This window comes from Inhella gelatinilytica (assembly GCF_016093295.1).
Taxonomy (GTDB): Bacteria; Pseudomonadota; Gammaproteobacteria; order Burkholderiales; family Burkholderiaceae_C; genus Inhella; species Inhella gelatinilytica.
Genome location: NZ_JAEDAL010000007.1, coordinates 129,362 through 155,501 on the forward strand (window position 1 = coordinate 129,362; position 26,140 = coordinate 155,501).

Below are 26,140 nucleotides of genomic sequence, written 5' to 3' on the forward strand. Positions count from 1 at the left end.
GTTCGATATAGTGAACAACGTTCGATTTAATGCATTTTGCGTCAGGAGAGCGAACATGACCAGCACCGCCGCGTTTTACGCCCACATCCAGCACGAACTGAAGGACATTGAGGCCGCTGGTCTGATGAAATGTGAACGGGTGATGGCGACCCCGCAGGGCGCCGTGGTCAAGACCACGGACGGCCGGGAACTGATCAACCTGTGTGCGAACAATTATTTGGGGCTCTCAAGTCATCCCAATGCCATCGCCGCGGCTCACAAGACGCTGGACAGTCACGGGTTTGGCCTCTCCTCTGTGAGGTTCATTTGCGGGACACAAGACATCCACAAAGAACTGGAGCGTCGCATTGCGGCGTTCGTGGGGTGTGAGGATGCCATCCTCTACGCCGCCGCCTTTGATGCCAATGGCGGGCTCTTCGAGCCCCTGCTTTCCGAGCAGGATGCCATCATTTCCGATGCGCTGAACCACGCCTCCATCATCGACGGCATTCGCCTGTGCAAAGCTCAGCGGTTCCGCTATGCCAACAACGATCTGGCCGACCTGGAGAAGCAGTTGCAGGCGGCGCGTGCCCAAGGTGCTCGGCATGTGATGGTGTTTACCGATGGTGTCTTCTCCATGGACGGCACCATCGCCCAGTTGAAGGAAATCCGCGCCCTGTGCGACCAGTACGGCGCGCTCTTGGGCATCGACGAGTGCCACGCCAGCGGGTTCTTGGGCAAGACGGGCCGCGGTACGCCCGAGCACTGCGGTGTGTTCGGCCAGATCGACATCGTCACCGGCACCTTTGGCAAGGCGCTGGGCGGAGCCAGCGGCGGGTTCACAGCGGCGCGCAAGGAAGTGATTGAGTTGCTGCGCCAGCGCTCGCGCCCCTATCTCTTCAGCAACACCCTGGCTCCGGCCATCGTTGGCGCGTCGCTGGCGGTGTTGGACTTGATCGAAGGCAGCACGGCCTTGCGCGACAAGCTGGAAGAAAACACCCGTTTCTGGCGCGAGGGACTGGCCGCGGCAGGTTTCGACATCAAGCCCGGTACTCACCCCATCGTGCCCGTGATGGTGTACGACGCCGTCAAAGCGCAGCAGCTCTCGGCGCGTCTCTTGGAATTGGGCGTTTATGCCGTGGGCTTCTTCTTCCCCGTGGTGCCCAAGGGTCAGGCCCGGATTCGTACCCAAATGAGTGCCGCGCTGGATCGCCACCACCTGGAGAAAGCACTGGCCGCCTTTACCCAGGCTGGCCGTGAACTGGGTCTGATTGGAGCTTGATGTCCATGAGCACGACCCGCATCCTCATCGTTGGGGCCAACGGCCAGATTGGCACCGAGCTCGCTGCAGCCCTGGCCGAACGCCACGGCAATGAAAACGTTATTACCAGTGACATCGCCCCCCAGGGCCGGCTGCCGCAGTTGCGGCACGAGATGCTGGACTGCACCGATGCAGCGGCGCTAACTGCCATCGTCGAGCGGCACCACATCACGCAGGTTTACTTGCTGGCCGCGGCCCTGTCGGCCACAGGGGAAAAGCACCCCCAGTGGGCGTGGGACCTGAACATGAAGGGCCTGCTCAACGTGCTGGAGTTGGCTCGCACGCACAAGTTGGAGCGTATTTTCTGGCCCAGCAGCATTGCCGCGTTCGGCCCGAACACGCCCCAGGATCACACGCCCCAAACCACCGCCATGGACCCGACAACGGTTTACGGCATCAGCAAGCAAGCCGGTGAGCGCTGGTGCGCGTGGTACCACCGTATGCATGGGGTGGACGTGCGCTCCTTGCGGTATCCGGGGCTGATCAGTTGGAAAACCCCGCCGGGCGGCGGCACCACGGATTACGCCGTGGACATCTTTCATCAAGCACTCAAGACGGGGCGCTACACCTGTTTTTTGGCGGCCGACCAGCGTCTGCCCATGATGTACATGCCCGACGCCATCCGCGCCACGTTGGAGCTGATGGAGGCGCCAAGCGATGCCATCCGGGAGCGCGGCAGCTACAACTTGGCTGGATGCAGCTTCACACCCGACGAGATTGCGGAGGAAATCCGCCGTCATCTGCCAGACTTTGTGATGCAGTGTGAGCCGGATTTCCGCCAACAGATCGCGGCCAGTTGGCCCCGTTCCATTGACGATTCGGTTGCCCGCGCGCAGTGGGGTTGGAAGGCTGATTTCGGCTTGGCTGAAATGGTCAAAGACATGCTGGATAACCTGAGGCGCACGGCCTGAGGTAGCCTATGCGCATGGTGAGCATGCGCACAGTGAGTCAAGGGCTGTTGGTGGCGGTGTGTTGGTCCGCCCCCTCGGCCCAGGCCGTATGGGGGTTGGATCAAACCGTACCCAGCCTGATCGGTCTACGCCTGAGTTCAGGGCCGGTGTATTTCGGTCAACGGGAAAGAAGCCTATCGGTTCGCCCGATGCTGGCGGTGCGCTTGGGCGCGGTGCAGCTATCCAGCGGGGGGGCCAGCGGCTTGCTGGGCGAGCGCTCGGGCTCCGGGCTGAGCTTGGATCTGTTGGATGACGCTGATCTGAGTTTTCAACTCGGCCTGCGTTTGGACCGGGGGCGCTCGGACGAGTTGAGCGACCGGTTGGCGGCCTTGCCCAGCGTCCGTGCGACCGTACGGGCCCGAGCGGCACTGACGTGGCACCAAACCGCTGCACGCGATTGGACGCTGTCGGTCGCGCCCGACCTGTTGGGCCACGCGGGGGGCGCCTTGCTTCAGTTGGGCCTGCGTGAGCAGTTGCCCCGCTTGGCAAGTCTGCTGCCGTTCGGCGGGCAGTGGAGCTTGCAGGCGCAGATCGTCGCAGGCAGTGGCCGCTACCAGCAAAGCTACTTTGGTGTTCCGACCGGTACGCCCGGTTGGGTCGCTTACCGGCCTGGGGCCGGGCTGCGCAACGCCAGCCTGTATCTTGGCTGGCAGCGGCAATACGGGCGGCATTGGATGGGCTTTGGCGGCCTGTCGCTGGACCGCTTACTCGGACCGGCGGCCCGGTCGCCGCTGGTCGAACGGGCAACCCAGTGGGGCTGGGACGGCGGTATCGCCTACCGGTTCTAAGCGCTTACTTCAACGCACTTGCCAGCGCGGCCCGAAGGCCTTCGGGGTCCTCCTGCATCATTGCGTGGCCACAGTTCAGGTGAACCGTCTGGGCCTTGAGGGTGTCGATCAACGGTTTGGCCGCCCGGGCTGGCGTCATGACGTCTTGCTGCCCGATCACGACCGTGGTTGGGGCAGTAACCCGACTTGCAGCACCGGGCGCACCCGAGTAGCCGTTGCACAGTTCGAAATCGTGCAAAAAAAGATTTCCGTTGGGCCAGCCCGCTTGGGTTCGCTCCATCAAGGCTTGGTTGCTGCCATGCAGCCAGGCGCCGGGGCCCGGGTAGCCGGGTTTGCTGGCAATGCCACTGTGGCTGAAGGTGTTCACCATGCGCATGGCGCCCAACGGATCCTGGGCTGCGGTCTTGAGCAAGGCGTCGCTCACGGCCATCGGCGCGGCGGTGCCCAATAGGGCCAGATGCCGCGTTCGGGCAGGGGCTTGTGCGGCGGCTTCCAGGGCGATGAGTGAACCCATGCTGTGGCCGACCAGCGCCGCAGATTCCACCCCGGCAGCGTCCAACACGCTGAGAACCCAGCTCCCAGCAGCCTCGATGCTGCTCGGCGGTGGGCCTTCGCTCCGGCCGTGCGCAGGGAGGTCGACGGCCAAGACGGCATACCCACGGTGGGCGAAGTGGCGCGCCAACAGCGTGAAGACCGAATGGTCATGTAGCGCGCCATGAAGGAAGACCACGCACGGTAGGTTGGGGGCAAAGGGCTTGCCCCCGGTGTAAGCGTAGACCCGCCGGTTTTGAACGCAGAGTTCCATCATTTGAAGGCAGCCTTGAGGGCCACTTTGAGATCGGCAATGAGGTCGGCCGGATCTTCCAGGCCGATGGAGAGGCGAATCGTGCCGGGGCCAATGCCGGCTGCGCGCAGCGCCGCGTCGTCCATGCGCGAGTGAGTGGTGCTGGCGGGGTGGATCACCAGCGATCGCGCATCGCCCACATTGGCCAGGTGGCTGAAGAGCTTGAGAGACTCGATCAACTTTTGCCCCTGGGCACGCGTGCCCTCGATCTCGAAGCTGAACACTGCGCCGGCTCCCTTCGGAAGCAGGGTTTGGGCCAAATCATGGCCGTCGTGGCTGGGCAGGCCGGGGTAGCCCACCTGCTTGACCTGCGACTGGGCCGCCAAGAAGGTGGCGATGGCCTGGGCGTTGCTGACGTGGCGCGCCATGCGCAGCGGCAGCGTCTCCAAGCCCTGCAGCAAGAGCCAGGCCGTGTGCGGGCTCATGCAGGCGCCGAAGTCGCGCAGGCCTTCGCGCCGGGCCCGCAGCAAGAAGGCGCCCACGGTGGACTCTTCCGCGAACACCATGTCATGGAAGCCCGCGTACGGCTCGGTGAGTTCCGGGAACTTGCCCGACTTCATCCAATCGAAACGGCCGGAGTCGATCAGCACCCCACCGACCACGGTGCCATGGCCGCAGAGGAACTTGGTCGCCGAGTGCATCACCAAGTCCGCCCCGAGCGCGATGGGGCGCTGCAACGCCGGCGTGGCAAGCGTGGCGTCCACCAAGAGCGGCAGACCGGCCGCGTGGGCGATCTGACTGATGGCCGGAATGTCCAACACGTCCATACCGGGGTTGGAGAGGGATTCACCCAGCAACAGGCGGGTTTCGGGCCGAATGGCGGTGCGCCAGGCATCCAAATCGCCCGGGGGCACGAACGTGGTTTGGATGCCCAAACGGGGCAGTGTGTAGGCCAGCAGGTTGTGCGAACCGCCATAGAGTTGGCTGCTGGCGACGATGTGCCCCCCCGCACCGCAGATCGTGACGATGGCGAGCCACAGGGCTGCCTGCCCGCTGGCCGTGGCGATGGCCCCGACGCCGCCCTCCAGTGCCGCCATCCGCTCCTCGAAGACCGCCGTGGTGGGGTTGGACAAGCGCGAGTACACGTGGCCGCTGCGCTCCAGGTTGAACAGGCCTGCGGCTTCTTCGCTGCTGTCAAACACAAAGCTCGCGCTCAAGTGCAAAGGCGTGATGCGCGCGCCGGTGGCGGGGTCCGGACTGGCGCCTGCGTGAAGGGCCAGGGTGTCAAAACCAGGATCAAGGGGGCCGGGCATAGGAGTTCGAGGGTGCGCCCCAGGAGGGCGGGGCGGGCATTGTGTGCTATGTTGGCCCCATCGGATCGGGACCCTACTTTTGGAGGCCAATCATGAAGGTCGCTGACATCCTTCGAGTCAAAGGCGGCACGCTGTTCACGGCGGCACCGGACATGTCCCTGGCGGAGGCCTTGGGCGTGATGGCCGAGCGTGACATCGGCTCGCTGGTGGTGATGGAGTTTGGTGAGTTGGTGGGCATGCTGACGTTTCGCGAAGTCATTGCCGCCGTGGTGAAGAACGGCGGCAATGTGGGCACGCAGATCGTGCGCAGCGTGATGGACGACCACCCGCTGACCTGTACGCCAGAAACCGAGATTGACGAAGTGCGCCGCATGATGCTGGGGCGCCATGCGCGTTACATGCCCGTCATGGATGGCAAGAACCTGATGGGCGTGATCTCGTTTTACGACGTGGCCAAGGCGGTGGTGGACGCCCAAGACTTTGAGAATCGCATGCTCAAGGCCTATATCCGCGATTGGCCTGTCGGCGCGGAAGACGCGGCCGAACCCAAGTTGTAAGGAGCTTTCGCCGCCAAAGAAGGGGCGCCCAGTGGGCGCCCTGCTCATTTCTAGAATGGCCAAATGAGTGGAAGCACATTCGGGCGCTGGTTCGCCGTCACCAATTTCGGCGAAAGCCATGGCCCTGCCATCGGGTGCGTGATTGACGGCTGTCCGCCGGGTCTTGCGCTGAGCGCAGAGGACATCCAGCCGGATCTGGACCGGCGCAAGCCGGGCACCAGTCGCCATGTGACCCAGCGTCAAGAAGCGGACCGGGTGGAAATTTTGTCCGGCGTGTACGAGGGGGTGACCACGGGGACGCCCATTGCACTGTTGATCCGCAACGAGGATCAGCGCAGCAAAGACTATGGGAATCTGCTCGACACGTTTCGACCTGGTCACGCCGACTACACGTATTGGCGCAAGTACGGTCTGCGCGATCCGCGGGGGGGAGGGCGCAGTTCGGCACGTTTGACCGCGCCCATGGTGGCGGCTGGCGCGGTAGCAAAAAAATGGTTGCGAGAGCGCTACGGGACTGAAGTGCGTGGGTGCATGGTGCAGTTGGGGGATGTCGAAATCCCCGTCGACGACTGGAGCCAAACGGCGCAAAACCCATTTTTCGCCGCCAGCACTTCGGCCTTGCCCATGCTGGAGTCGGCCATGGATCAGCTCCGCAAGAGCGGCGACTCCGTGGGGGCCAAGCTGCGCGTTGAGGCGCAGAACGTACCGGCCGGCTGGGGCGCGCCACTGTTTGACAAACTGGATGCGCAGATCGCCTACGCAATGATGGGAATCAACGCCGTCAAGGGGGTGGAGATTGGCGACGGTTTCGGCGTGGTGACCCAGCGCGGGAGCCTTCACGGGGACGAAATCCATCCCGGCGGGTTTGCGAGCAACCACGCAGGCGGCGTTCTGGGGGGCATCAGCAGCGGTCAAGACCTGGTGGTGACCCTAGCCATCAAGCCCACCAGTTCGATTCGTCTCGAGAAATCCAGCATCGATCGAAGCGGCGCGTCCACCACCGTGGTGACCCACGGCCGCCACGACCCCTGTGTCGGCATCCGAGCGACGCCCATTGCCGAGGCCATGCTGGCCTTGGTGCTGATGGACGCTGCGCTGCAGCAGCGGGCACAAGGGGCGGACGTGGAGCTACCGGTGCCGGCGGTGCCGGGTTTGCACCTGTAAACCTAGCAAACCCGACTTCGTCTGATCCGGGCTGGGCGCATTTCGTCGCCCCCGGCCTGCAATTGGTCGCTCCTGGCGTGCGCTGTCACCGCCTGATTCCTAGCATCCGTTCGTTTTCAAGATGCAGGGGTCACCATGCAAGTTCGCACTCTCACCCAATCTCGCAACCGACTGTGGACGGTCGGTGGTTTGACCGTATTGGCTTTGGCGGTTGCCGCCACCTTCGCAGTCGGGGCCAGCGCTGACCCGACGCCCAAGAAAGAGGAGAAGAAGGCCGATAAGGTGCTGCGCTTCAGCGCAGCCGAGGTGGTTCAACCCCAACTGGAGACCCTGCGCGCTCGCATCGAATTCAGTGGGCCTTTGGTGGCACCGAATACGGCCATCGTGCGCGCCAAAGGGGGCGGCACCTTGTTGGCTTTGACGGCTCCTGAGGGCAGCCGGGTCAAAGCAGGGCAGAGCCTGGGGACTTTGGACCTGGAGGATTTGCGCCAGCGCGTGAATGAGCGGGCGGCATCCGTTGAGGCCATGCGTGCTCAAGCCACGCAGGTGGAGCGCAGTCACCAAGCGAATGAAAGCTTGGCGCGCCAAAACTTCATTGCACCGACGGCCCTGGAGACCAGCCGCAGTCAGTTGGATACGGCCCGTGCGAATCTGGCCGCTGCGCAAGCTCAGTTGCAGACCGTTCAGGTCACGTTGCGCCAAGCCTCACTGACCGCTCCGATTAACGGCTGGGTGGCCAAGCGTCACGCCGTCCCGGGGGAAAAGCTGCAACTGGAGCAGGCCGTGGTGACCGTGGTTGACCTGTCCCAGTTGGAACTGGCTGGATTGGTGGGGACCCATGAGGTCAGTCGGCTCAAGCCCGGCATGGTCGCCAAGGTTCAGATTGAGGGGCAGAGTGAGCCGGTTCAAGCCCGCGTGGCGCGGATCAGTCCGGCCGCTGAGGCGGGGACGCGCTCGATTGGCGTCACGCTCACGGTTCCGAATCCGAGCGAACAGCTGCGGGCGGGACAGTACGCGGTTGCGACGGTCACGCTGGACGATCCAGCGCCGCGATTGACCGTGCCGACGACCGCGCTGGTGGGCTCCACCGGTCAGCAGGCCGTTTGGGTCATCGATCAGGGGGCGCTGAAGCGCCGGTTGGTCACCACCGGCAGAACGGATGCTCAGGAAGGCCGGGTGGAGATCCTGACCGGCGTGGACGCCAAGGCGCAGATATTGGCGGCGCAGTATCCGAACCTGCGCGAAGGCACCAAGGCGCAGATCGACGCCACGGCGTCCAAGGTCGCGGCGCTGGACCGTTGAGGGGATTGCCATGTGGATGACCCGCGTTTCCATCAACAACCCCGTCTTCGCCACCATGATGATGGTGGCCTTGTGTGTTCTCGGTTTGTTTGCGTATGGGCGACTGGGCGTGGAGAACATGCCCGAGATCAACTTGCCCGGTGCCTGGATCGACGTACGCTACCCCGGCGCCAACCCGGAGGCTGTGGAGCGGGAAGTCGCCAAGCCGCTGGAAGAAGCCGTCAACACCATCGCGGGGGTCAAGCGCATTCAATCGCGCAGCTTCGAAGGCCGCGCTCAGATGAGCGTGGAGTTCTCGCTGGACACCCCAGTGGATCGCGCCATGCAGGACTTGCGGGACCGGGTCGCGCTGGCTCAGTCGGCGTTTCCTCGCGACGTTAAGGCACCCATGATCAACCGGTTCCAGGAGGGCAATCAGCCCGTGACGGTGGCGGCCCTGATCAGCAAGACGCGCAGCCTGCGGGAGCTGTCGTTCATCGCCGAACAGACCGTGGCCAAGCGGCTGCAGCGTGCCGAAGGGGTGGCGGTCGTCGGGGTTTCCGGCCAAGCCAGCCGAGAGGTCCGTATTGACTTGGATCCTCAGCGACTGCGAGCCTACGGCGTGACGGCGTCGGAAGTGGCTCAGTCATTGCGTGAGGCCAATCTGGACCAAGCTGTGGGCCTCCTGAGTGACCGTCAGGTCGAGTCTTCCCTGCGTGTTGAGGGGCGTGTTCGCGATCCCAAAGCCTTTGGGCAGGTCGTGGTGGCTCGACGGGGTAATTTGGCTCTCACGTTGAATGACTTGGGCACGCTGACCGAACGGGAACGAGAGCCGGACAGCTTGTCACGCATCGATGGTCAACCCGCCGTGACGTTCAACATCTTCAAGCAGCAGGATGCCAACATCGTGAAAGCGGGTGAGGCGGTCAAGGAGGCTATGGCCGAGCTGCGCAAGAACTTGCCGGCCGACATCGAGCTGCGGGAAATTTATTCCACCAGCGACTTTGTTAAAGGCTCACTGGATGGCCTCAAGCACACGCTCATCGAAGGTGCGTTGCTCACGATTGCCATCGTGTTCCTGTTCTTGCACAGCTGGCGCTCGACCGTGATCACGGGCTTGACCCTGCCCATTGCCGTGATCGCCAGCTTCATTGCGGTTTATGCCTTTGGCTTTACCTTGAATTTCATGACCATGATGGCGCTGTCACTGGTCATTGGCCTCCTGATCGATGACGCCATCGTGGTCCGCGAGAACATCGTGCGCCACGTGGCCATGGGCAAGAGCCACCGTCAGGCGGCGTTTGAAGGGACGAACGAAATCGGATTGGCTGTGCTGGCCACGACCTTTGCCATCTGTGCGGTGTTTGTGCCGGTGGCGTTCATGGGGGGTGTGATCGGCAAATTCTTCTATCCGTTCGGCATCACGGTCGCTGTGGCGGTGTTGGTGAGCCTGTTTGTTAGCTTCACGCTGGACCCGATGCTGTCCGCGGTGTGGCACGACCCGGGCCCAGAAAGCATGCGCCGTACCCGTTTCATTGGCCCGGCGATCGGTCGCTTGCTGGATGTCAGCGATCGCGTGATGGACGGCTTGCACCGAGCCTATGAGCGCAGCATTCGCTGGGCCTTGAGCGGGCGTCGCTACCGCGCGTGGATTTGCCCGGTTCCGGTCTATGCCCGTCCATTCAACGCGCAGGGCGAACGCGACAGGAGCCAAGCTCGCCGCTGGCGCATGGCCACCTTGACCCCGCGAGGCGTGGTGATGTGGGGAGCCACCTTCAGCTTCGTCGTGGCCTTGGGCCTAGCGGGTGTGGTGGGCAGCGAATTTGTGCCTGAAACGGACCAGGGGTTCACCCAGATCAACCTTCGCATGCCCACGGGATCCAGCTTGGAGCGCACAAACGCCAAGGCGCAACAGGTCGAGCAAATCGTGGCGGCGATGCCGGAGGTCAAAGCGGTTTCGACCATCGTCGGTGCCAGCGGTGAGGGTTTCTCCACCGGCCGCGCCCAATCCCAATTGCAGATCACGCTCAAAGACAAAAAGGAGCGCAAGCGCAGCCAGAAAGAGTTCGAAGCGGCTGCGCGCCAAGCCATTGAGCAAATTCCGGGTGTGGAACTTTCCGTGGGCTTCGGTAAGCCGATCTACGTGGCCATCTTGGGCAACGACAGCGAAGCCCTGGCCAAGGCGGCCGAAGACTTTGCTGCGCGGCTGCGCAAAATCAAGGGTGCGGTGGATGTGGAAACCACGACCAAGCCAGGCTTGCCTGCTTTCGCGGTGAAGCTCAAGGAGTCGGCTGCACGGGAGCTGGGTCTGACTGCCCCGCAAATTGCTGCCGCACTCAGGACCTACGTCAACGGCGATGCGGCCACGTATTGGACGGCTCCAGATGGCAGCCAGGTCGAAGTCAATCTGCGTTTGCCCAAAGAAATGCGCGAACGGGTGGACCAGATGGCCAAGCTGCCGGTGGCCTATGCCCGGGACGGATCGCCAATCGCACTGGATCAAGTGGCCACCATTGAACCGGCTGTGAATCCGGAGGTGATTCGTCGCCAAAACCTGCAACGCCGCGAAGCCATCATTGCCGGTGTGGATGGTCGCAGTTTGGGTGAGGTGAGCGCGGAGGTAGATCGCCTGATCAAGGAAACGGAACTGCCGCCGGGGCTGAGCTTTGATGTGGGCGGACAGAGCAAGGAGCAGGCCGAGGCCTTCAGGGGCTTGCTGCAGGCCATGGCACTGGCCGCCATCTTCATCTACATCGTGCTTGCCAGTCAGTTTGGTAGCTTTGTGCAACCCCTCGCCATCATGGCCAGCCTGCCCCTGGCGCTGATTGGCGTGATGGTCGCCCTCTTGCTGTGGGGCTCCACCCTGAATGTGTTTTCCATGATTGGATTGGTGATGCTGATGGGTCTGGTCACCAAGAATGCGATCTTGTTGGTGGACCGTGCGAACCAAATGCGCAAGGCCGGTTTGTCCGTCACGGAGGCCCTGGTCGAGGCGGGGCTGACCCGCATGCGGCCGATTATCATGACCACGGCGGCCATGGTGTTCGGCATGCTCCCCTTGGCGCTGGCCTTGAACGATGGGGGGGAGATCCAGGCGCCCATGGGTCGGGCCATCATCGGCGGGGTGATCACCTCCACGGTGCTGACCTTGATCGTGGTGCCGGTCCTGTACAGCTACCTCGCTCGGCGCCAGCGCAAAACGGAGGCGCAAGCCGAGGCCCAGCCGGTGGCCCTGGCCGCCATGCCGGCGGATCGCCACTGACCCCCGCTTTGGGTGGCCGCCCGTTAAAGCCCGCTCCGGCGGGCTTTTTCTTTGAGGTAAGGTGCACCCTTGAACACCTCAACCGGTATGAACGACCCGCTCGACTCGCTTTTGGAGGACCCCAACGCCTTGCCACCCGGGACCCGGTTTGGTGAGTTGGAGATCCTTGCCACACTGGGGGTCGGGGGTTTTGGCATCGTCTACTTGGCCCAGGACCACGCGCTGGATCGCCGCGTGGCGATCAAAGAGTACATGCCCGCGCAATTGGCCGAACGGGGCATCACGGCAGCCATCAGTGTGCGGTCCGCTGCGATGCGCGACACGTTTGAGGTGGGCCTTCGCTCATTCGTGAATGAAGCCCGGCTACTGGCGCGTTTTGATCACCCGGCCCTGGTGCGCGTGTACCGGTTTTGGGAAGCCAACGGGACGGCGTACATGGTGATGCCGTACCTGGAAGGCCATACCTTGAAGAAAGTGCGGGAAGGCTTGACGGAGCCCCCGGACGAAGCCTGGATCGTCCAGCGCATGCTGCCGCTGCTGGACGCGCTGGAGCACTTGCATGCCGATCACGTGTTTCACCGAGACGTGGCCCCGGACAACATCTTGATGCTTCACGATGGCGCGTCGCCCATGCTGTTGGATTTCGGTGCGGCTCGGCAGGTCATCGGTGAGCGAACCCACAGTCTCACGGCGATCTTCAAGCCCAGCTACGCGGCCATCGAACAGTACGGTGAGACCACCACGTTGAAGCAGGGGCCTTGGACCGATATCTATTCGGTCGGTGCCGTCATGCATTACCTGCTGACGGGCCAGCCACCCCCCCTGGCAACCACCCGGGCCGTGGTCGACGAGACCATGCCGCTGGCTCACCAGGACGCCTGGTCGGCGCACTCTGAACCGTTTCGCGCGGCCATTGATTGGGCACTGGCCGTGCGGCCCGCGGACCGCCCCAAATCAGTGGCCGAATTGCGTCGGGCGCTCAAAGGGGAAGTCACCGTGCCGTTGCGGCCCAAGCCGGCGCCACCGATCCTGGCCAGCCCAGGTGTCGACCCGCGGGCCTACGAACCCACCCAAGTGATCGTGCCCGTGCGAACCCACTTGCCCTCTTTGGATCCGACAGTCGCGCAGGGCGGGCATGAGGCGGCCGCTGGCCGGCGCTCGGCGTCCGACCGGCACTCGGCGGGGGACAGGCGTGGCAGTGAACAAACCGCAGACGGTGGTTTGGGTTCCGCCGCGCCCAAAGTCAGTGGCTGGGGTCGGAACTGGATCGTGATGGCCCTGGGCGGCGGTGCGGCTGCCCTGTTGGTGGGTTTCTGGGCGGTGTTGGCGAATCGAACGCCGCCGGGTGAGGGCGCGGGCCTCGGGGCTTCCAGCCTGGGGGCCAGCGCGCCCGCCACGGCGGCTGCGGGTGGGGCAAGCTCGGCAAGTTCGGTGTCGGTGGGTCCCGTTCCGGCCAGTGGGCTGGCGGCGGTCGGCCCCTCAGGGTTGGGGGCATCCGCTGCACCGGGTGGGGCCCAGCCCATGGTCGCGGCGGTAGGCCCGGTCGTGGGCCCTACGGCGGGTTCGGGCGTACCCAACCGCCAGGACAGCGCTCGGACCGCAGGCCCGGGTCAGACTGGCGCTGGAGGTGCCCTGCCCGCTGCGGCGCGGGCATCGGTTGCCGCACGGACCAAGCCGGTCGGAGGGAGCGCCAGCAGCGCGCCCAGCAGTGGGGGGAGCTCGTCAGGTCGGGGGCCAGCCCCGGCGACGGCTGGGGCCAGCGCTCAGGGGGCCTTGGATCCGCGCGAGGCCTGTGAGGGCCGGCAGCTGTTTGCCTACTGGCATTGCATCCAAACACACTGCGATCGACCGGCGTACGCCGAACACGCCGAGTGCCGGGCCATTGAAGAGCGCCGCAACGAGCGGCGCGAACGGCGCAATCGCTGAGCGCAGCTAGCCGCGCTCAAAGGTTTGTGCGGCCCGCAAGAGCACCACGGTCAACAGCGACGTGTCGCCCTGTACGTCCAATGTGACCCCCCCGCGTTGAATCTCGGCCAAGCGCTTGGCGGCATAGCCGGGGCACACCTGGGTGGATTCCTTGCGAAAGAACGCAGCTTCGGTTCCGGGCGCCCAGGTCGCGGTAAACCGAATACCTACTTGAATGGGATCTTCGTCGGCAATCGTCACGGTAATGCGTGAATTTGGGGTCGCCAGACGCCCCGCGCTTTCCAACAGCTCATGAAACAGCGTGTGACACAGCAAGGGGTCCCCACTGGCTTGCGGTCGATTGGCTGGTACGCCTGCTCGCCCGGCAAACTCAAATTGAAGGCCCTTGGCCAGGAAAGCCTGTTGGTTCAAACGCACCACGCGCTGAAGCACCTTCGGCAGCTGCACGGCCCGGGTGTGCAGTGTGTACTGGCCGCTTTCAATGCGAATCAGTTCGGTGGACAGGTGCAGGGCATTGAGGCTGGCTAAAAGGTTCTCTTCGACACCCAAGAGGTCTTCGTGCCACTCGGGGTCGGCCCGCTCCAGCAACGGCTGCAGCAACGCCAGGGCGGTGGCCAATGGGCTGCGTACATCCTGGCTGGCCAGCAAGCGGGCGTCGGTTTCGAGCTGAGCACGCTCCAGCATGGAATCGACTTCGGCCTGGGTTTGGCGTCGCAGGTCCACGTAGCGCAGGAAATTTCGAATGCGCAGCATGAGTTGGGCGGGATCGATCGGCTTCGGAACGAAGTCGATGGCCCCCATCTCCAAGCCGCGCTGTCGCGTTTCGCTGTCGGTTTGCGCCGTCACGAACACGACCGGAATGTGCTCACTCACGGGATGCGCCCGCAGCCGCCGCGCCACCTCAAACCCGTCCATGCCGGGCATCATGACGTCCAGCAAGATCAGGTCTGGCGGCGTCTCCCCTTGAGAGATGCGAAGGGCTCGCTCGCCAGAAATGGCGACCTTGACTTGGTAGTCATCGCGCAGCAGGGCGGCGAGCATCTCCAGGTTCTCGGGCGCGTCATCGACGACCAGAATGGTGGAACGGTTCTTTTGCGCGCCGGAATGGGCGGGCACCGCGTCTTCGGGCTTGATTCGCGCCGCCGAGGCCATGGCCCGGCGAATGCGGTCCGCCAGCGTCGAGGCGTTGTAGGGCTTGACCAAGACGTGACTGGCCCCCGCACTGACGGCGTGCTGCAACACATCGCGGTCGGTTTCACCGGTAATGAGCACGAAAGGCAGCAACCGATGCGCGGCGCTGGCCCGCAAAGCTTGCAGCAGGGCCAGCCCATCTTCACCGGGAAGTTGCCAATCGCACAACACGATGTCGACCCGCTGATCCTTCAGCAGGGCTTGGGCCTGCGCGGCGTCGGCCGCTTCCAGCAAGTGCTGAACCCCCAATTGACCCAGCAGGGCGCGCGAAACGCGGCGCATGGCGTCCGACTCGTGAACGGTCATCACCCGGGTGGCGGCAAAGAGGCGCGCCTCCTGGGGCGAAAGAAGAGCACTCATGCGTTGAAGCGTACCGCGTCACGCCCCTGCGCAAACCGGGTGAACCCGGATTGCGAAGGGCAAACGATCAGCATTCGACGATGTTGACGGCCAAACCGCCGCGGGCGGTTTCCTTGTACTTGGTCATCATGTCGGCGCCGGTGTCGCGCATGGTCTTGATGACTTTGTCGAGGCTGACAAAGTGGGTGCCATCGCCCCGTAAGGCCATGCGCGCGGCGTTGATGGCTTTGACGGACGCAATCGCATTGCGCTCGATGCAGGGAATCTGCACCAGGCCGCCAACGGGGTCGCAGGTCAGCCCCAGGTGGTGTTCCATGCCGATCTCGGCGGCGTTTTCCACCTGCTCGGGGGTGCCACCCATCACGGCACACAGTGCACCGGCGGCCATCGAGCAGGCCACACCCACTTCGCCCTGGCAGCCCACCTCGGCGCCGCTGATGCTGGCGTTTTCTTTGTAGAGGATGCCGATCGCGGCCGCGGTGAGCAGGAAGTCCACCACACCGTGCTCGGTGGCGCCGTGCACAAAGCGCGAGTAGTAGTGCAGCACGGCGGGCACGATGCCGGCCGCGCCATTGGTGGGTGCTGTCACGACGCGACCGCCGGCGGCGTTCTCTTCATTGACCGCCAGCGCGTAGAGGTTGACCCAGTCCATGACCTGCAGCGGGTCCCGCAGCGCGGCCTCTGGGTTGGCGGTCAACTTGCCGTGCAAATCCGCCGCCCGGCGCTTCACCTTGAAGCCCCCGGGCAGGATGCCTTCCGTGCGGCATCCGCGGGCCACGCAGTCTTGCATCACCTGCCAAATTTTCAGCAAGCCGGTATGGGTCTCGGCCTCGGGGCGCCAGTGCGCCTCGTTGCGCCGCATGATTTCGGCAATCGACAGACCGTGGCGCTTGGCCAGGGCCAAGAGTTCATCGCCAGTCTTGAACGGGTAGGGTAGGACGGTGGCATCGGGTGCGATGACCTTTTGCTTGCTGCCGTCGGCCGCCACCTCGTCACTGACGATGAAGCCGCCACCCACCGAGTAGTACACCCGGTTGGCCAATTCGGCCCCACTGGCGTCGAACGCCATGCAGCGCATGCCATTGGCGTGGAAGGGTAGGGACTCTCGGCGTTTGAAGACCAGGTCCGTGCTCTCGTTGAAAGCCACGCGGTGTTGGCCAATCAAATCCAAAGCCCCGGCGCGGATCGCTTCCAGGTAGCGAGGGATGGCCTCCACATCCACCACGTCCGGCTCGTGACCTGCCAGGCCCAACAGCACGGCCTTGTCGCTGCCATGCCCCTTGCCGGTGGCGCCCAAAGAGCCGTAAAGGACGACCTGGACCCGGGCCACCCGCTCCAAAAGCCCCTCGGTCTGCAGGCGCAGACCAAACAGCCGGGCAGCCCGCATGGGGCCGACCGTGTGGCTGCTGGAGGGGCCGATACCGATCTTGAAAAGGTCAAAAACCGAAACGGCCATGGGGGCTCCTGGGGTGCGGTCGGGGGTAGGGCTTAGGCCTTAGGCCTGCTCGTCGGCGAACGCGCTCATCGGCACGCAGCTGCAGAACAGGTTGCGGTCACCGTACACGTTGTCCACACGGCCCACGGGCGCCCAGTACTTGGCGCGGCGCAGGCTGGGGACCGGGAACGCGGCCACTTCGCGCGGGTAGGCGTGGGTCCACTCGTTGGCGCTGCACACCAAAGCGGTGTGCGGGGCGTTCACCAGCGGGTTGTCTTCGCGGCTGAGCTTGCCGGCTTCGACGTCGGCAATTTCGTGACGGATCTGGATCATGGCGTCGATGAAACGGTCCAGCTCGTAACGCGATTCGCTCTCGGTCGGCTCCACCATCAGGGTACCGGCCACCGGGAAGCTCAGCGTGGGCGCGTGGAAGCCGTAGTCGATCAGGCGCTTGGCCACGTCTTCGGCGCTCACGCCGCTGCTGTCCTTCAAGGGGCGCAGGTCCAAGATGCACTCGTGGGCCACGCCACCCCCCTTGACGCCGTCGATGCCGCCGCTGAAGTGGATGTCGTAGTGGCCGGACAGGCGCGCGGCGATGTAGTTGGCCGACAGGATGGCGGTCTCGGTCGCCTTCTGCAAGCCATCGGCGCCCATCATGCGGATGTACATCCAGCTGATGGGCAGCACGGCCGCATTGCCCAGCGGCGCGGCCGAGACAGCGCCGATGTTGGTTTCCGCGCCCAGGCCGGCCGTGCGATGCGCCGGCAAGAAGGGCACGAGATCTTCGACCACGCAGACCGGGCCGACGCCGGGGCCGCCACCGCCGTGGGGAATGCAGAAGGTCTTGTGCAAATTCAGGTGGGAGACGTCCCCACCGAATTGGCCCGGGGCCGCCACACCCACCAGGGCGTTCATGTTGGCGCCGTCCACATAGACGCGGCCACCATGGGCTTTGACCATCTGGCAGATCTCCTTCACATGGGTGTCGAACACGCCATAGGTGGAGGGGTAGGTGATCATGATGGCGGCCAAGTTGGCGGCGTGCTGTTCGCACTTGGCCTTCAGGTCCACCAAGTCAATGTTGCCTTCCTTGTCGCACTTGGTGACCACCACTTGCATGCCCACCATCTGGGCCGAGGCCGGGTTGGTGCCGTGGGCCGATTCGGGGATCAGGCAGATGTTGCGGTGCGCCTCGCCGCGGCTGGCGTGCCAGGCCTGGATGGCCAGCAGGCCCGCGTATTCACCTTGCGAGCCGGCATTGGGTTGCAGGCTGATGCCCGAGTAGCCGGTGGCTTGGCACAGCCAGCCCGTCAGCAGCTCATTGAGCTCGGTGTAGCCGGCCAATTGGTCTTGTGGGGCGAAGGGATGCACCTGCGCGAACTCGGGCCAGGTGATCGGAATCATTTCCGAAGTGGCATTGAGCTTCATCGTGCAGGAGCCCAGCGGGATCATGGCGCGGTCTAGAGCCAAATCCTTGTCGGAGAGACTGCGGATGTAGCGCAGCATCTCGGTTTCGCTGTGATGGGTGTTGAACACCGGGTGCGTCAGATACGCCGAGGCGCGGCGCAGATGGGCCGGGATCAGGCTGTCCACGGTGTCGGCCAGCGCCGCCAGGTCCAGGTTGGCCTCCGGGGCGAACCATGACCACAGGGCTTCCACATCGGAGCGGGTGGTGGTTTCATCCAGCGCGACGCTGACATGCTGGGGGCTCAACTGGCGCAGGTTGGCGCCGTCGGACAAGGCGCGGGCCATCACGGCCGCGGCATCGCACTCGACGGTGATGGTGTCAAAGGCAGCCGGGGTGACGACCTTGATGCCGGCTTGGCTCAGGCCCTTGGCCAGCACGGCGGTGAAGCGGGCCACGCGCTCGGCGATGCGCTTCAGGCCCTGGGGGCCGTGATAGACCGCATACATCGAGGCCACCACGGCCGGCAGCACCTGCGCGGTGCAGATGTTGGACGTGGCCTTCTCGCGGCGGATGTGCTGCTCGCGGGTCTGCAGGGCCAGGCGGTAGGCCGGGTTGCCCTGCGAATCCTTGGAGACGCCCACCAAGCGCCCAGGCATGGAGCGCTTGAAGGCGTCCTTGCAAGCGAGGTAAGCGGCGTGCGGTCCGCCGCAGCCCATGGGCATGCCGAAGCGCTGGGTGTTGCCCACCACGATGTCGGCGCCGAACTCGCCCGGGGCTTGGATCAGGGTCAAGGCCAGCAGGTCGGCGCAGGCGATCAGGGCGGCACCGACGGCATGCACGGCCTCGGCCGTGGCCTTCAGGTCATGGATCAGACCGGTGGTGCTGGGGTATTGGCAGACGACGGCAAAGTAGTCGCCGTCCTTCATCAGCTCGGGGGCCATGCCCACGTCCACCGTCAGGCCCAGCGGCGCGCAGCGGGTGCGGATGACTTCAATGGTCTGCGGGTGGCAGTCGCCAGCCACGACGAGGCGATTGCTCTTGCTCTTGACCGAGCGCTTGGCCAGGGTCACGGCCTCGGCCGCCGAGGTGGCCTCGTCCAGCATGGAGCCGTTGGCGATGTCCATGCCGGTCAGGTCGCAGACCATGGTCTGGAAGTTCACCAGGGCTTCCATGCGGCCCTGAGAGATCTCGGCTTGGTAGGGCGTGTAGGCGGTGTACCAAGCGGGGTTCTCGAGGATGTTGCGCAGGATCACGCCGGGCGTGTGGGTGCCGTAATAGCCCTGCCCGATGAAGCTCTTGAGCACTTGGTTCTTGCCCGCGAGTTCCTTCAGTTCGGCCAATGCCTGCTGTTCGGTGCAGGCGGCGGGCAGGTCCATGGCGTTGCCGCGGCGGATGCTGGCAGGCACCACTTTGTCGATCAAGGCGGCGCGTGAGGCGACGCCGATGGCCTCGCACATCACGGCCTCATCGGCAGCATCGGGACCAATGTGACGGGCGTGGAATTCGGTGGCGTCTTCGAGCAGGTGCAGGGGCGTGGACATGGCAATCGTGGGGGGCAGTCAGCAGCGGCAGATGGCAAACGGCCCGCCGCGGGGGCGGGCCGTGGGCTGGGGCGGGGCTTAGGCGTTCTTCAGCAGTTCGTCGTAGGCGGTGGAGTCCATCATGGCGTCCAACTCAGACGGATTCGCCAACTTAACCTTGAAGAACCAACCCGACTTGAGTGGATCGCTGTTGGCCAGAGACGGATCATTGCGCAGGTCCTCATTGACCGCCACGATCTCGCCGGTGACCGGCATGTACACGTCGGCGGCCGCCTTCACAGATTCCACCACGCCAGCGATTTCCTTGGGAGCAAAGCTCTTGCCCACTTCGGGCAGGTCAACAAACACCACATCCCCCAGCGCATCCTGCGCATGGTGGGTGATGCCGACGGTGGCCGTGCCATCGCCGTGAACGTCGATCCATTCGTGGTCGGGGGTGTACTTGATCGTCATGACAGGAGTCCTTGAGGAGAAAACAAACCGTTCAGCCGCGGAAATAGCGGTGAGGGGCGAAGGGGGTGGGGGCGACGGTCATGGCCACGCGCTTGTCGCGGACCAGAGCGAAGATCTCGGTTCCGAGCGCTGCATGGCTGGTGGAAACGTAACCCATTGCCACCAAGTGACCCACCGTGGGCCCCAGGGTGCCGCTGGTCACCGAACCCAACTCGGTCCCGTTGGCATCGATCAGCTTGGCGCCTTCCCGCACGGGCATCTTTTCATTCGATACCAGGCCGACGCGTTTGCGCATCGCTGGCTTCGGGCTGGATTGCGTGTTGGGCAGTTGGGCGTCGATGACTTCGTAACCGGGGTAACCGCCGGCGCGTGCACCGCCACTGCGACGCACTTTCTGGATCGCCCAGGTCAATGCGGCCTCCGCCGGCGTGGTGGCGGTGCTGATGTCGTGGCCATAGAGGCACAGGCCGGCCTCCAGGCGCAAGGTGTCACGGGCGCCCAGGCCGATGGGCTTGACCTCGGGTTGATCGAGCAGCAGGCGGGCGATCGCCTCAGCGTCCCGCTCGTGCATGGAGATTTCAAATCCGTCCTCGCCGGTGTAGCCCGAGCGGGTCAGGAAGACCTCGAAGCCACCCAGCTTGAAGAAGCCGCCATCCATGAAAACCAGCTTCTCGACGCCAGGGGCCAGGCGGGCCAGAGCGGTCACAGCCTGGGGGCCTTGCAGAGCCAGAAGCGCGCGTTCGGGCATTGGAATCACGTCGCAGTGGGCGCTCAAATGCTTTTGCAGGTGAGCCGTGTCCTGATCCTTGCAACCGGCATTGACCACCACGAACAGGTCATCGGGGCGGCGACACACCATCAGGTCGTCGAGGATGCCGCCGTTTGCGTCGGTAAAGAGCGCATAGCGCTGCTTAAAGACCGGCAGATCGACGATGTCCACCGGCACCAGGGTTTCCAGTGCGGCGGCGGCGTTCGCACCGACCAAGCGCAGCTGGCCCATGTGCGAGACATCAAAGAGGCCCGCCGCGGTTCGCGTGTGGCGGTGCTCGGCGAGGATGCCCTCGCGGTACTGCACGGGCATGTCATAGCCGCCGAAGGGCACCATCTTGGCGCCGAGTTCGACGTGCAGCGCGTGCAAAGGGGTTTTGAGCAGAGCGGTCATTGCGGTCCTTGGGACAAGTCAAATCAAAGCAAACCCTTGTGGGTTTGCCGGCTTGCCCTTGCTGTCCGCTTTACCTGAGAGATTGGCGATAAAGACCGCTTGCCCCTTCGGTGGGCGGCCACGGGGGCTCGCCTCTCTCCAGCTCGGAACCTGCAGGAATGCAGGTTGCCCAGTCCTTTTGCCTGAGCGTTCGGCTGGTGACCAGCCTGCGCCTTCGGCGGCCCCTTTTCGGGACGCTCTCCTGAGCGAGGCGGATTCTAGGGGAGGAATTCGAGCGAAGAAAAGCTTGTCACGAAAACGGTATGAATGTACAGTACTGTATATGCAGACAGTTACACGCATTTCAGACTTGGCACTGCGGCAGCACTACTGCCCCAGAAACGTACGGCTGCCCGGATGGCTCTGGCGACTTTGGCTTTGGTTTTAGGCCCGCGACGGGGCGGGGCGCAGCTGGAGACGCACGGGGCGTTCGGCCTGAATCCGGGCCCGCAGCTGGCCGCAGCCGCCTTCCACATCCTGGCCGGCTGAATCGCGCAGTTTCGCCAAGATGCCGCGCTGGTGGAGTCGCCGAATTAGGCCGCGGCTGACCTCGGCCTCGGGCCGCTGAAAGGGCAGGCCTTCCACTGGGTTGAACGGGATCAGGTTCAGCACCCCGTAGCGCCCCTGGAGCAGGGACACGATTTCGTCTTCTTGCTTATCGTTCACCCCGGCCAGCAAGGTCCATTGGTACTGAACCGGGTAGCCGCTCAAACGGGCGTACGCGTCGGCGCGGGCCACCAATTCAGCGGGGCTGAGGGCCGGTGCGCGGGGCAACAAGTCCGTGCGCTGTGCAGCGTCGGTGGTGTGCAAGGACAGGGCCAGGGCCGGCTTGACACGCGCGGCGGAGAGCCGTTCAAAGGCACGCTCGTCCCCCACCGTGGAAAAAACCAAATTCTTGTGACCGATGCCGCCCTCGGTGCCCAGGGTCTCGATGGCTTCGAACACGGCCTCCAGGTTGTGCGAGGGCTCGCCCATGCCCATGAACACCACCTTGTTCACGGTCCGCAAGGTGCGCGCGTGGGCCACCTGAGCCAGGATCTCCATGCTGCTCAACTGGCGAATCAAGCCACTCCGGCCAGTCATGCAAAACCGACAACCGACGGCGCACCCCACCTGGGTCGAGACGCACAACCCCCAGGCCTTGCTGCGCTGGGGCAGCAGCACTGCTTCGACTGACTGACCGTCCTGCAGTTCCAGCAACAGCCGCTCGGACCCGTCAGCGCCCGGTGCCTGGGTGTGGATCCGCAGCAAGCCCGACCACTCCGCCATCAAACGGGGCAGGGCCTCAAGCAGCGCTGCCGGCAAATAATGCTGCAGGGCCCGTCGGCCCTGGGTCAGGGGGATGGCCTGCAACCAATGCCGCAGCACGCGGCTGACATGTTCAGGTTTGGCGCCGAGGGCCTGAAGCTGGGTGCGAACGGTGGAGACCTGCATGGGCGCTATTGTCTGGCGCCTACCAACAGGCCTTACCCAGCACGCCAGTAGGCAGCGCTGAGGCGGATCGCCTCGTCCAATGGCGTCCAGGGTGCGCAGCCGAGAGCCCGTGCGCGGTGGATGGCGGGCACGTACCGCTGCGGAGGGCCGGCGTCTGGGGGGCTCGGCTGCAACACCTGAACTGCGAGCCCGGGGGCCACGAGATCACGCACCTGGTAGGCCAAATCGGCGATGCTGAGCGCAAGGTCACTGCCCACGTTGTAGGACTGCCCTGCATCACCGTCCTGGAGCAACTTGAGCAGCCAGAGCGCCAAATCGGCGCCGTACAGGTAGGAGCGCTCCGGAGTGCCGTCACCTTGGACGGTAATGTGGGTGCCCTGAAGGGCATCGCGCAGGAAATTGCCGATGGCGAAGTGAGCATCCAGCGGCAAGCCAGGACCGGCGAAGGCAAAGCAGCGGGCCACAACAGAAGCCACGCCATGGTCCTGCTGACAAATGGCTCCCAGCAATTCCATGACCCGCTTGCCCTCGCCATAGGCACTGCTCGGGAGCAGGGGGTTGCAAGCGAGGGGGGATTCGTCGGGTTGATGCGTCCAATCCGCCGGCTGGCGGCCATAGACGGCCCCCGAGCTCACCAGCAGCGAGCGTTGAATACCGGCCTCCCTTGCAAAGGCCAGCACGCGGCGGGTGCCCAGCACAATGTCCTCCAGCATGCGTTGCGGTTGGGCATGGACGGCCATGGACGTTTCTGTCGCCGCGTGGATCAAGGCATCGAAGCATCCCGGAGGCGCTTGGAAGTCCCTCACATCCCCCGCGGTGAATTGGAGCCAGGGCTGGCCCGCGAACTGCGGGTGCCGGCCAAGGAATCGCCCAGGGTCGCGCGACAGCACACACGCGTGGAGGCCCAGCCCCTGGGCGTTCAGGGCCCGCAGGGCGCTGAGCAGCCAGAGCCCGAAGAAGCCGGTCCCCCCCGTGATGAACAAGCGCCGCCCAGCCAACCCGCCCAGCGTGACGCGCGGCAAAACAGCGGCGAGGCTGCCATCCAGAAGGGCAATCTGGGCCGGGGTGATGGCGCTCAAGGCGCTCAGCCCTCCAATCGCGCCGCAAATCGCGCCGCAAGTTGCTGAGCAATGCGGTGCAAGGGCGCGAGGTCGCGCTCGGCGTCGCAGTGCTGCCACTGTCCGCGGTGCTCAAACGCGGTCAGTTGCTGCTGCGCCACCAGCTTGTCCAACGGTGCTGCCTCTAACGCCGCATTCCCGTCAAGCCCATAGACCGGATCCCAGATTTGGGAGGTAAACAGGTAGTAACCGCCATTGATGGCAGCCGCTTCGATCACCGGCTTGGGTGCAAACGCACGCACGATGGTCTGGCCCTGGCGCATGCCCAGGATACGAAAGCGCACGGGGCATTGCGTGGAGACCAGGGACGCCACCGTTCGCTGCGCAGCGTGGAAATCCAACTCGGCGCTCAGGTCCACATCGCTGAGGGTGTCCGAATAGGTGAGCGCAAATCGCGCTGCGTGTTCCAGGTGCGGCTTGCAGGCGAGCAGGCGTTCGGCGGTGTTGGCTTCTGGCGGCGTGTGAACCACATGCAGTTGCAGCTTTTGCGCACCCAAGTCGACACAGTAGGTATCGGGCTGGATCGGATCGGCGTGGGCGCCGCATTCCTCGCGCAACACTTTGTGGAACTGATCGGCTTGCAGCCCGGCTGCGAGCCAAAACTGGCGCCCACCGTGCAGGGCGTAATGCAACACCACCCACCAGAACAGCGGCTTGCCGTTGACGCGCACCAAGGCCTTGTTCAGGCGCTGGTTTTGCCCTTCGCCCAAGACCACGCCTTGGCCGCCACACAGCAAGACGACGGGAACTTCGTGAAATGCTTGGTTCATGTTGGCCTCAACGGGTCCAGAGTTTCGTGTCGTGGGCCAGGCTCGCCAGGTGCTCGACCACCTCGCGCGAGCCGACGATGTAATCGAGCCGCATGGGATCGGCGTGCGGACGCAGTCGGATTTCGCAACCGGCGGCCCGTGCTACCGCGAGCGCACCGGCCACATCCCACAGTTTGGCGTCGAAGCCGTAGGCCGCTTGCAGCTTACCCACCGCTGCCCAGCACACGTTCAGGGCGGCGCTGCCGGTGCGCAGGCATCCGCGTGTGCTCTCGTTGACGCGCTGGAACAGCGTGTACTGGGCGGCGGCGGCCCGTGCGCTGAAGCTCGCGGCCGTTAACGCTTCGTCCACGCCCCGGTGGGGATGGGTGAACGGGCGCCCGTTGAGCAAAGCCTTGTCGGCATTCAGCGTGAAGTACAACTCGTCCAATTTGGGCGCGCAAACCACGCCCAGCTGGCACTGGCCGTCTTCCACCAGTCCGGCGCTGACCGCAAAGGTCGCCAAACCGTGGGCAAAGTTGACTGTGCCGTCGATGGGGTCCACGACCCAGAAGCGGGGTGTTGCGGGTGCGGCTGCCGTGTCCTCTTCAGACACCACCGGGAGGCCAGTCTGGCCCAAGTGATGCAACAGCAGTTCGCTGATGCGGCTGTCTGTGTTGGTGACGATGTCCCGCAGGCTGTCTTTTTGCTGGATCGTTTGCGCTGCGGCAGCGTTTTCGGCAAGCTTGGCACCCGCCAACACGGCCTCAAGGGCGACCTGGATCCAGGCGCTGTGTTCAGTCGCGCTCATGCGGTTCTCCTCGGCAGGCTGCGCAGTTCGGCGGTGATGGCCGTCATGTGTTCACGAAGCATCAGGTCCAGCGGCTCGCCCGGGCGCAGGCCCAGCACATAGCGGTTGAAATCACTCGTGGCCATGGCCTCGTGCATCATGCGAATGTGGTGGTCGGGGTCGTGGACGTCTTCGAAGAGCAGCGCCCCCACGATGCCCTTGAGCAGGTTTTGAGGCAGTACCCCCAGCGTCAGACACATTTGGGCGGCGCCGATCAAACGGCCGTGAAGCTCCAACTTGCGAAGCGGTTCGCGCGCCACCCGCGCTACTGGGTCGAACAGCAACTGGCAGCGGAAGCGTGACAGCTCTTTCTGGGCATACCAATCCAGAAAATCGTGCGGGATGTCCCACAAGAGCTTGAGCGCCTGCAGCATTTCGTTCATCGCCCCTTCCACCAACTGAGCCGCCTTGGGGTGGGCCATGGCCTCATGCACATAGGTGCAGCCCATCAATGCCCCCAGGTAGGCGGTGATGCAGTGCGGGGTGTTGTGCAGGTAAAGCTTGGGGGTCCATTGGTGGCGCAGCAACTCCTCGCGCGGCAACAGGGTCATCTCGCCGTGAAGATCAAACGGGCCCTGCTCGATGAACTGAACCCCGTTCTCGGTGGTGATGGCCAAGGGGTCCTCGGCCAGGAGGTGGGCGGGGGCGGTGTTGGAGGTGATGACGTCCGGCACCGCGAAGTAGATGCGGTCATGCCCCAGAATTCGCTTGGCCCAAGTCACGGTCTCCGGCTCGTTCTCACACAGGATCAAGGGAAACGCGGCGCCGGCCAGCAGGGGGGCGACCTTTTCGACGTTGCGCGGGCCCACCGAGAAAAAGCAGGCCACGGCATCCTGATGCTCGGCCAGGCGGAACTCTGCCGGCGTGTAGGCCGCTTTGACCTGGACGCGCTTGTGCTCATAGGTGTCGTCCTTGACCCGGTAGGTCGAATACGACCCCACGTCGCGCATGCGCTGAACGATGGCGGGGTTGCTGTCGATGAAGATGAACTCGTGGCGGGCTTCATCGAGTGTCCAAGGCAGGTAGCCGCGCCCGATGGCGCCGGCCCCCATGAACAGGACTTTGGTTTTCATTGCGG

20 protein-coding genes and 2 riboswitches are annotated in these 26,140 nt (G+C 64.4%); of the genes, 8 read left to right on the forward strand and 12 right to left on the reverse strand.

The genetic code is table 11. The annotated features are described in order from the left end of the window. The first annotated feature begins 55 nt into the window (after positions 1-55). The 3 genes from kbl to I7X43_RS13520 are packed head-to-tail and all read left to right on the forward strand — an operon-like array spanning position 56 to position 3,038. The gene (gene kbl / locus I7X43_RS13510; protein ID WP_198101474.1) at positions 56-1,261 is read left to right on the forward strand and encodes a glycine C-acetyltransferase; all 1,206 of its coding nucleotides are present in this window, start codon (positions 56-58) and stop codon (positions 1,259-1,261) included. Further along, positions 1,261-2,211: an NAD-dependent epimerase/dehydratase family protein gene (locus tag I7X43_RS13515; RefSeq protein ID WP_198101475.1), complete on the forward strand. Its 951-nt coding sequence runs from the start codon at positions 1,261-1,263 to the stop codon at positions 2,209-2,211. Before kbl ends, I7X43_RS13515 begins: the two co-directional genes overlap by 1 nt. Before the next feature lie 23 nt (positions 2,212-2,234). Beyond that, complete coding sequence (locus I7X43_RS13520; protein ID WP_198101476.1) at positions 2,235-3,038, forward strand: MipA/OmpV family protein; 804 nt, start codon at positions 2,235-2,237, stop codon at positions 3,036-3,038. Between the two features lie 4 nt (positions 3,039-3,042). Here I7X43_RS13520 and I7X43_RS13525 read toward each other — a convergent pair whose 3' ends face one another. Both I7X43_RS13525 and I7X43_RS13530 read right to left on the reverse strand, forming a co-directional pair. Then, positions 3,043-3,846, reverse strand: coding sequence for an alpha/beta fold hydrolase (locus tag I7X43_RS13525; protein WP_310737572.1), 804 nt, complete (start codon positions 3,844-3,846; stop codon positions 3,043-3,045). Further along, a complete protein-coding gene (locus I7X43_RS13530) occupies positions 3,843-5,135 on the reverse strand; it encodes an O-acetylhomoserine aminocarboxypropyltransferase (protein WP_198101477.1) in 1,293 nt (430 codons plus the stop codon). The genes I7X43_RS13525 and I7X43_RS13530 overlap by 4 nt, the downstream gene beginning before the upstream one ends. A gap of 92 nt (positions 5,136-5,227) precedes the next feature. Here I7X43_RS13530 and I7X43_RS13535 point away from each other — a divergent pair, with 92 nt between their 5' ends. The 5 genes from I7X43_RS13535 to I7X43_RS13555 all read left to right on the forward strand — a co-directional run bounded on the left by I7X43_RS13535 (position 5,228) and on the right by I7X43_RS13555 (position 13,325). Beyond that, positions 5,228-5,692, forward strand: coding sequence for a CBS domain-containing protein (locus I7X43_RS13535; RefSeq protein WP_198101478.1), 465 nt, complete (start codon positions 5,228-5,230; stop codon positions 5,690-5,692). Between the two features lie 63 nt (positions 5,693-5,755). Continuing rightward, positions 5,756-6,856, forward strand: a complete 1,101-nt coding sequence (gene aroC / locus I7X43_RS13540) for a chorismate synthase (RefSeq protein ID WP_198101479.1) — start codon at positions 5,756-5,758, stop codon at positions 6,854-6,856. Between the two features lie 135 nt (positions 6,857-6,991). Further along, on the forward strand, positions 6,992-8,158 hold the full coding sequence (locus I7X43_RS13545) for an efflux RND transporter periplasmic adaptor subunit (RefSeq protein ID WP_198101480.1): 1,167 nt from the start codon (positions 6,992-6,994) through the stop codon (positions 8,156-8,158). 10 nt (positions 8,159-8,168) lie between these two features. Further along, positions 8,169-11,399 carry an efflux RND transporter permease subunit gene (locus I7X43_RS13550; protein ID WP_198101481.1) on the forward strand — a complete coding sequence of 1,077 codons (3,231 nt, stop codon included), beginning with the start codon at positions 8,169-8,171 and terminating at the stop codon, positions 11,397-11,399. Positions 11,400-11,486: 87 nt separating this feature from the next. Beyond that, complete coding sequence (locus I7X43_RS13555; RefSeq protein WP_198101482.1) at positions 11,487-13,325, forward strand: serine/threonine-protein kinase; 1,839 nt, start codon at positions 11,487-11,489, stop codon at positions 13,323-13,325. 6 nt (positions 13,326-13,331) lie between these two features. Here the strand turns inward: I7X43_RS13555 and I7X43_RS13560 are convergent, their stop codons facing one another. The 10 genes from I7X43_RS13560 to I7X43_RS13605 all read right to left on the reverse strand — a co-directional run bounded on the left by I7X43_RS13560 (position 13,332) and on the right by I7X43_RS13605 (position 26,135). Continuing rightward, entirely contained in the window at positions 13,332-14,876 is a 1,545-nt protein-coding gene (locus tag I7X43_RS13560) for a response regulator (RefSeq protein ID WP_198101483.1), read from the reverse strand. Positions 14,877-14,943: 67 nt separating this feature from the next. Further along, a complete protein-coding gene (locus tag I7X43_RS13565; protein WP_198101484.1) occupies positions 14,944-16,332 on the reverse strand; it encodes an L-serine ammonia-lyase in 1,389 nt (462 codons plus the stop codon). Positions 16,333-16,371: 39 nt separating this feature from the next. Beyond that, on the reverse strand, positions 16,372-19,260 hold the full coding sequence (gene gcvP / locus I7X43_RS13570) for an aminomethyl-transferring glycine dehydrogenase (RefSeq protein ID WP_198101485.1): 2,889 nt from the start codon (positions 19,258-19,260) through the stop codon (positions 16,372-16,374). A gap of 78 nt (positions 19,261-19,338) precedes the next feature. Next, positions 19,339-19,713, reverse strand: a complete 375-nt coding sequence (gcvH, locus tag I7X43_RS13575; protein ID WP_198101486.1) for a glycine cleavage system protein GcvH — start codon at positions 19,711-19,713, stop codon at positions 19,339-19,341. 31 nt (positions 19,714-19,744) lie between these two features. Further along, the gene (gene gcvT / locus I7X43_RS13580) at positions 19,745-20,875 is read right to left on the reverse strand and encodes a glycine cleavage system aminomethyltransferase GcvT (RefSeq protein WP_198101487.1); all 1,131 of its coding nucleotides are present in this window, start codon (positions 20,873-20,875) and stop codon (positions 19,745-19,747) included. A gap of 51 nt (positions 20,876-20,926) precedes the next feature. Then, a riboswitch (glycine riboswitch) is annotated at positions 20,927-21,027 on the reverse strand. Between the two features lie 8 nt (positions 21,028-21,035). Then, a riboswitch (glycine riboswitch) is annotated at positions 21,036-21,129 on the reverse strand. A gap of 169 nt (positions 21,130-21,298) precedes the next feature. Beyond that, positions 21,299-22,348 carry an RNA methyltransferase gene (locus I7X43_RS13585; RefSeq protein WP_198101488.1) on the reverse strand — a complete coding sequence of 350 codons (1,050 nt, stop codon included), beginning with the start codon at positions 22,346-22,348 and terminating at the stop codon, positions 21,299-21,301. 32 nt (positions 22,349-22,380) lie between these two features. Then, a complete protein-coding gene (locus tag I7X43_RS13590; RefSeq protein WP_198101489.1) occupies positions 22,381-23,427 on the reverse strand; it encodes an NAD-dependent epimerase/dehydratase family protein in 1,047 nt (348 codons plus the stop codon). 5 nt (positions 23,428-23,432) lie between these two features. Beyond that, positions 23,433-24,236, reverse strand: a complete 804-nt coding sequence (locus I7X43_RS13595; RefSeq protein ID WP_198101490.1) for a glycosyltransferase family protein — start codon at positions 24,234-24,236, stop codon at positions 23,433-23,435. 7 nt (positions 24,237-24,243) lie between these two features. Further along, a complete protein-coding gene (locus I7X43_RS13600) occupies positions 24,244-25,023 on the reverse strand; it encodes an inositol monophosphatase family protein (RefSeq protein WP_198101491.1) in 780 nt (259 codons plus the stop codon). Further along, positions 25,020-26,135, reverse strand: coding sequence for a mannitol dehydrogenase family protein (locus tag I7X43_RS13605; RefSeq protein WP_198101492.1), 1,116 nt, complete (start codon positions 26,133-26,135; stop codon positions 25,020-25,022). Before I7X43_RS13605 ends, I7X43_RS13600 begins: the two co-directional genes overlap by 4 nt. Positions 26,136-26,140: the final 5 nt, after the last annotated feature.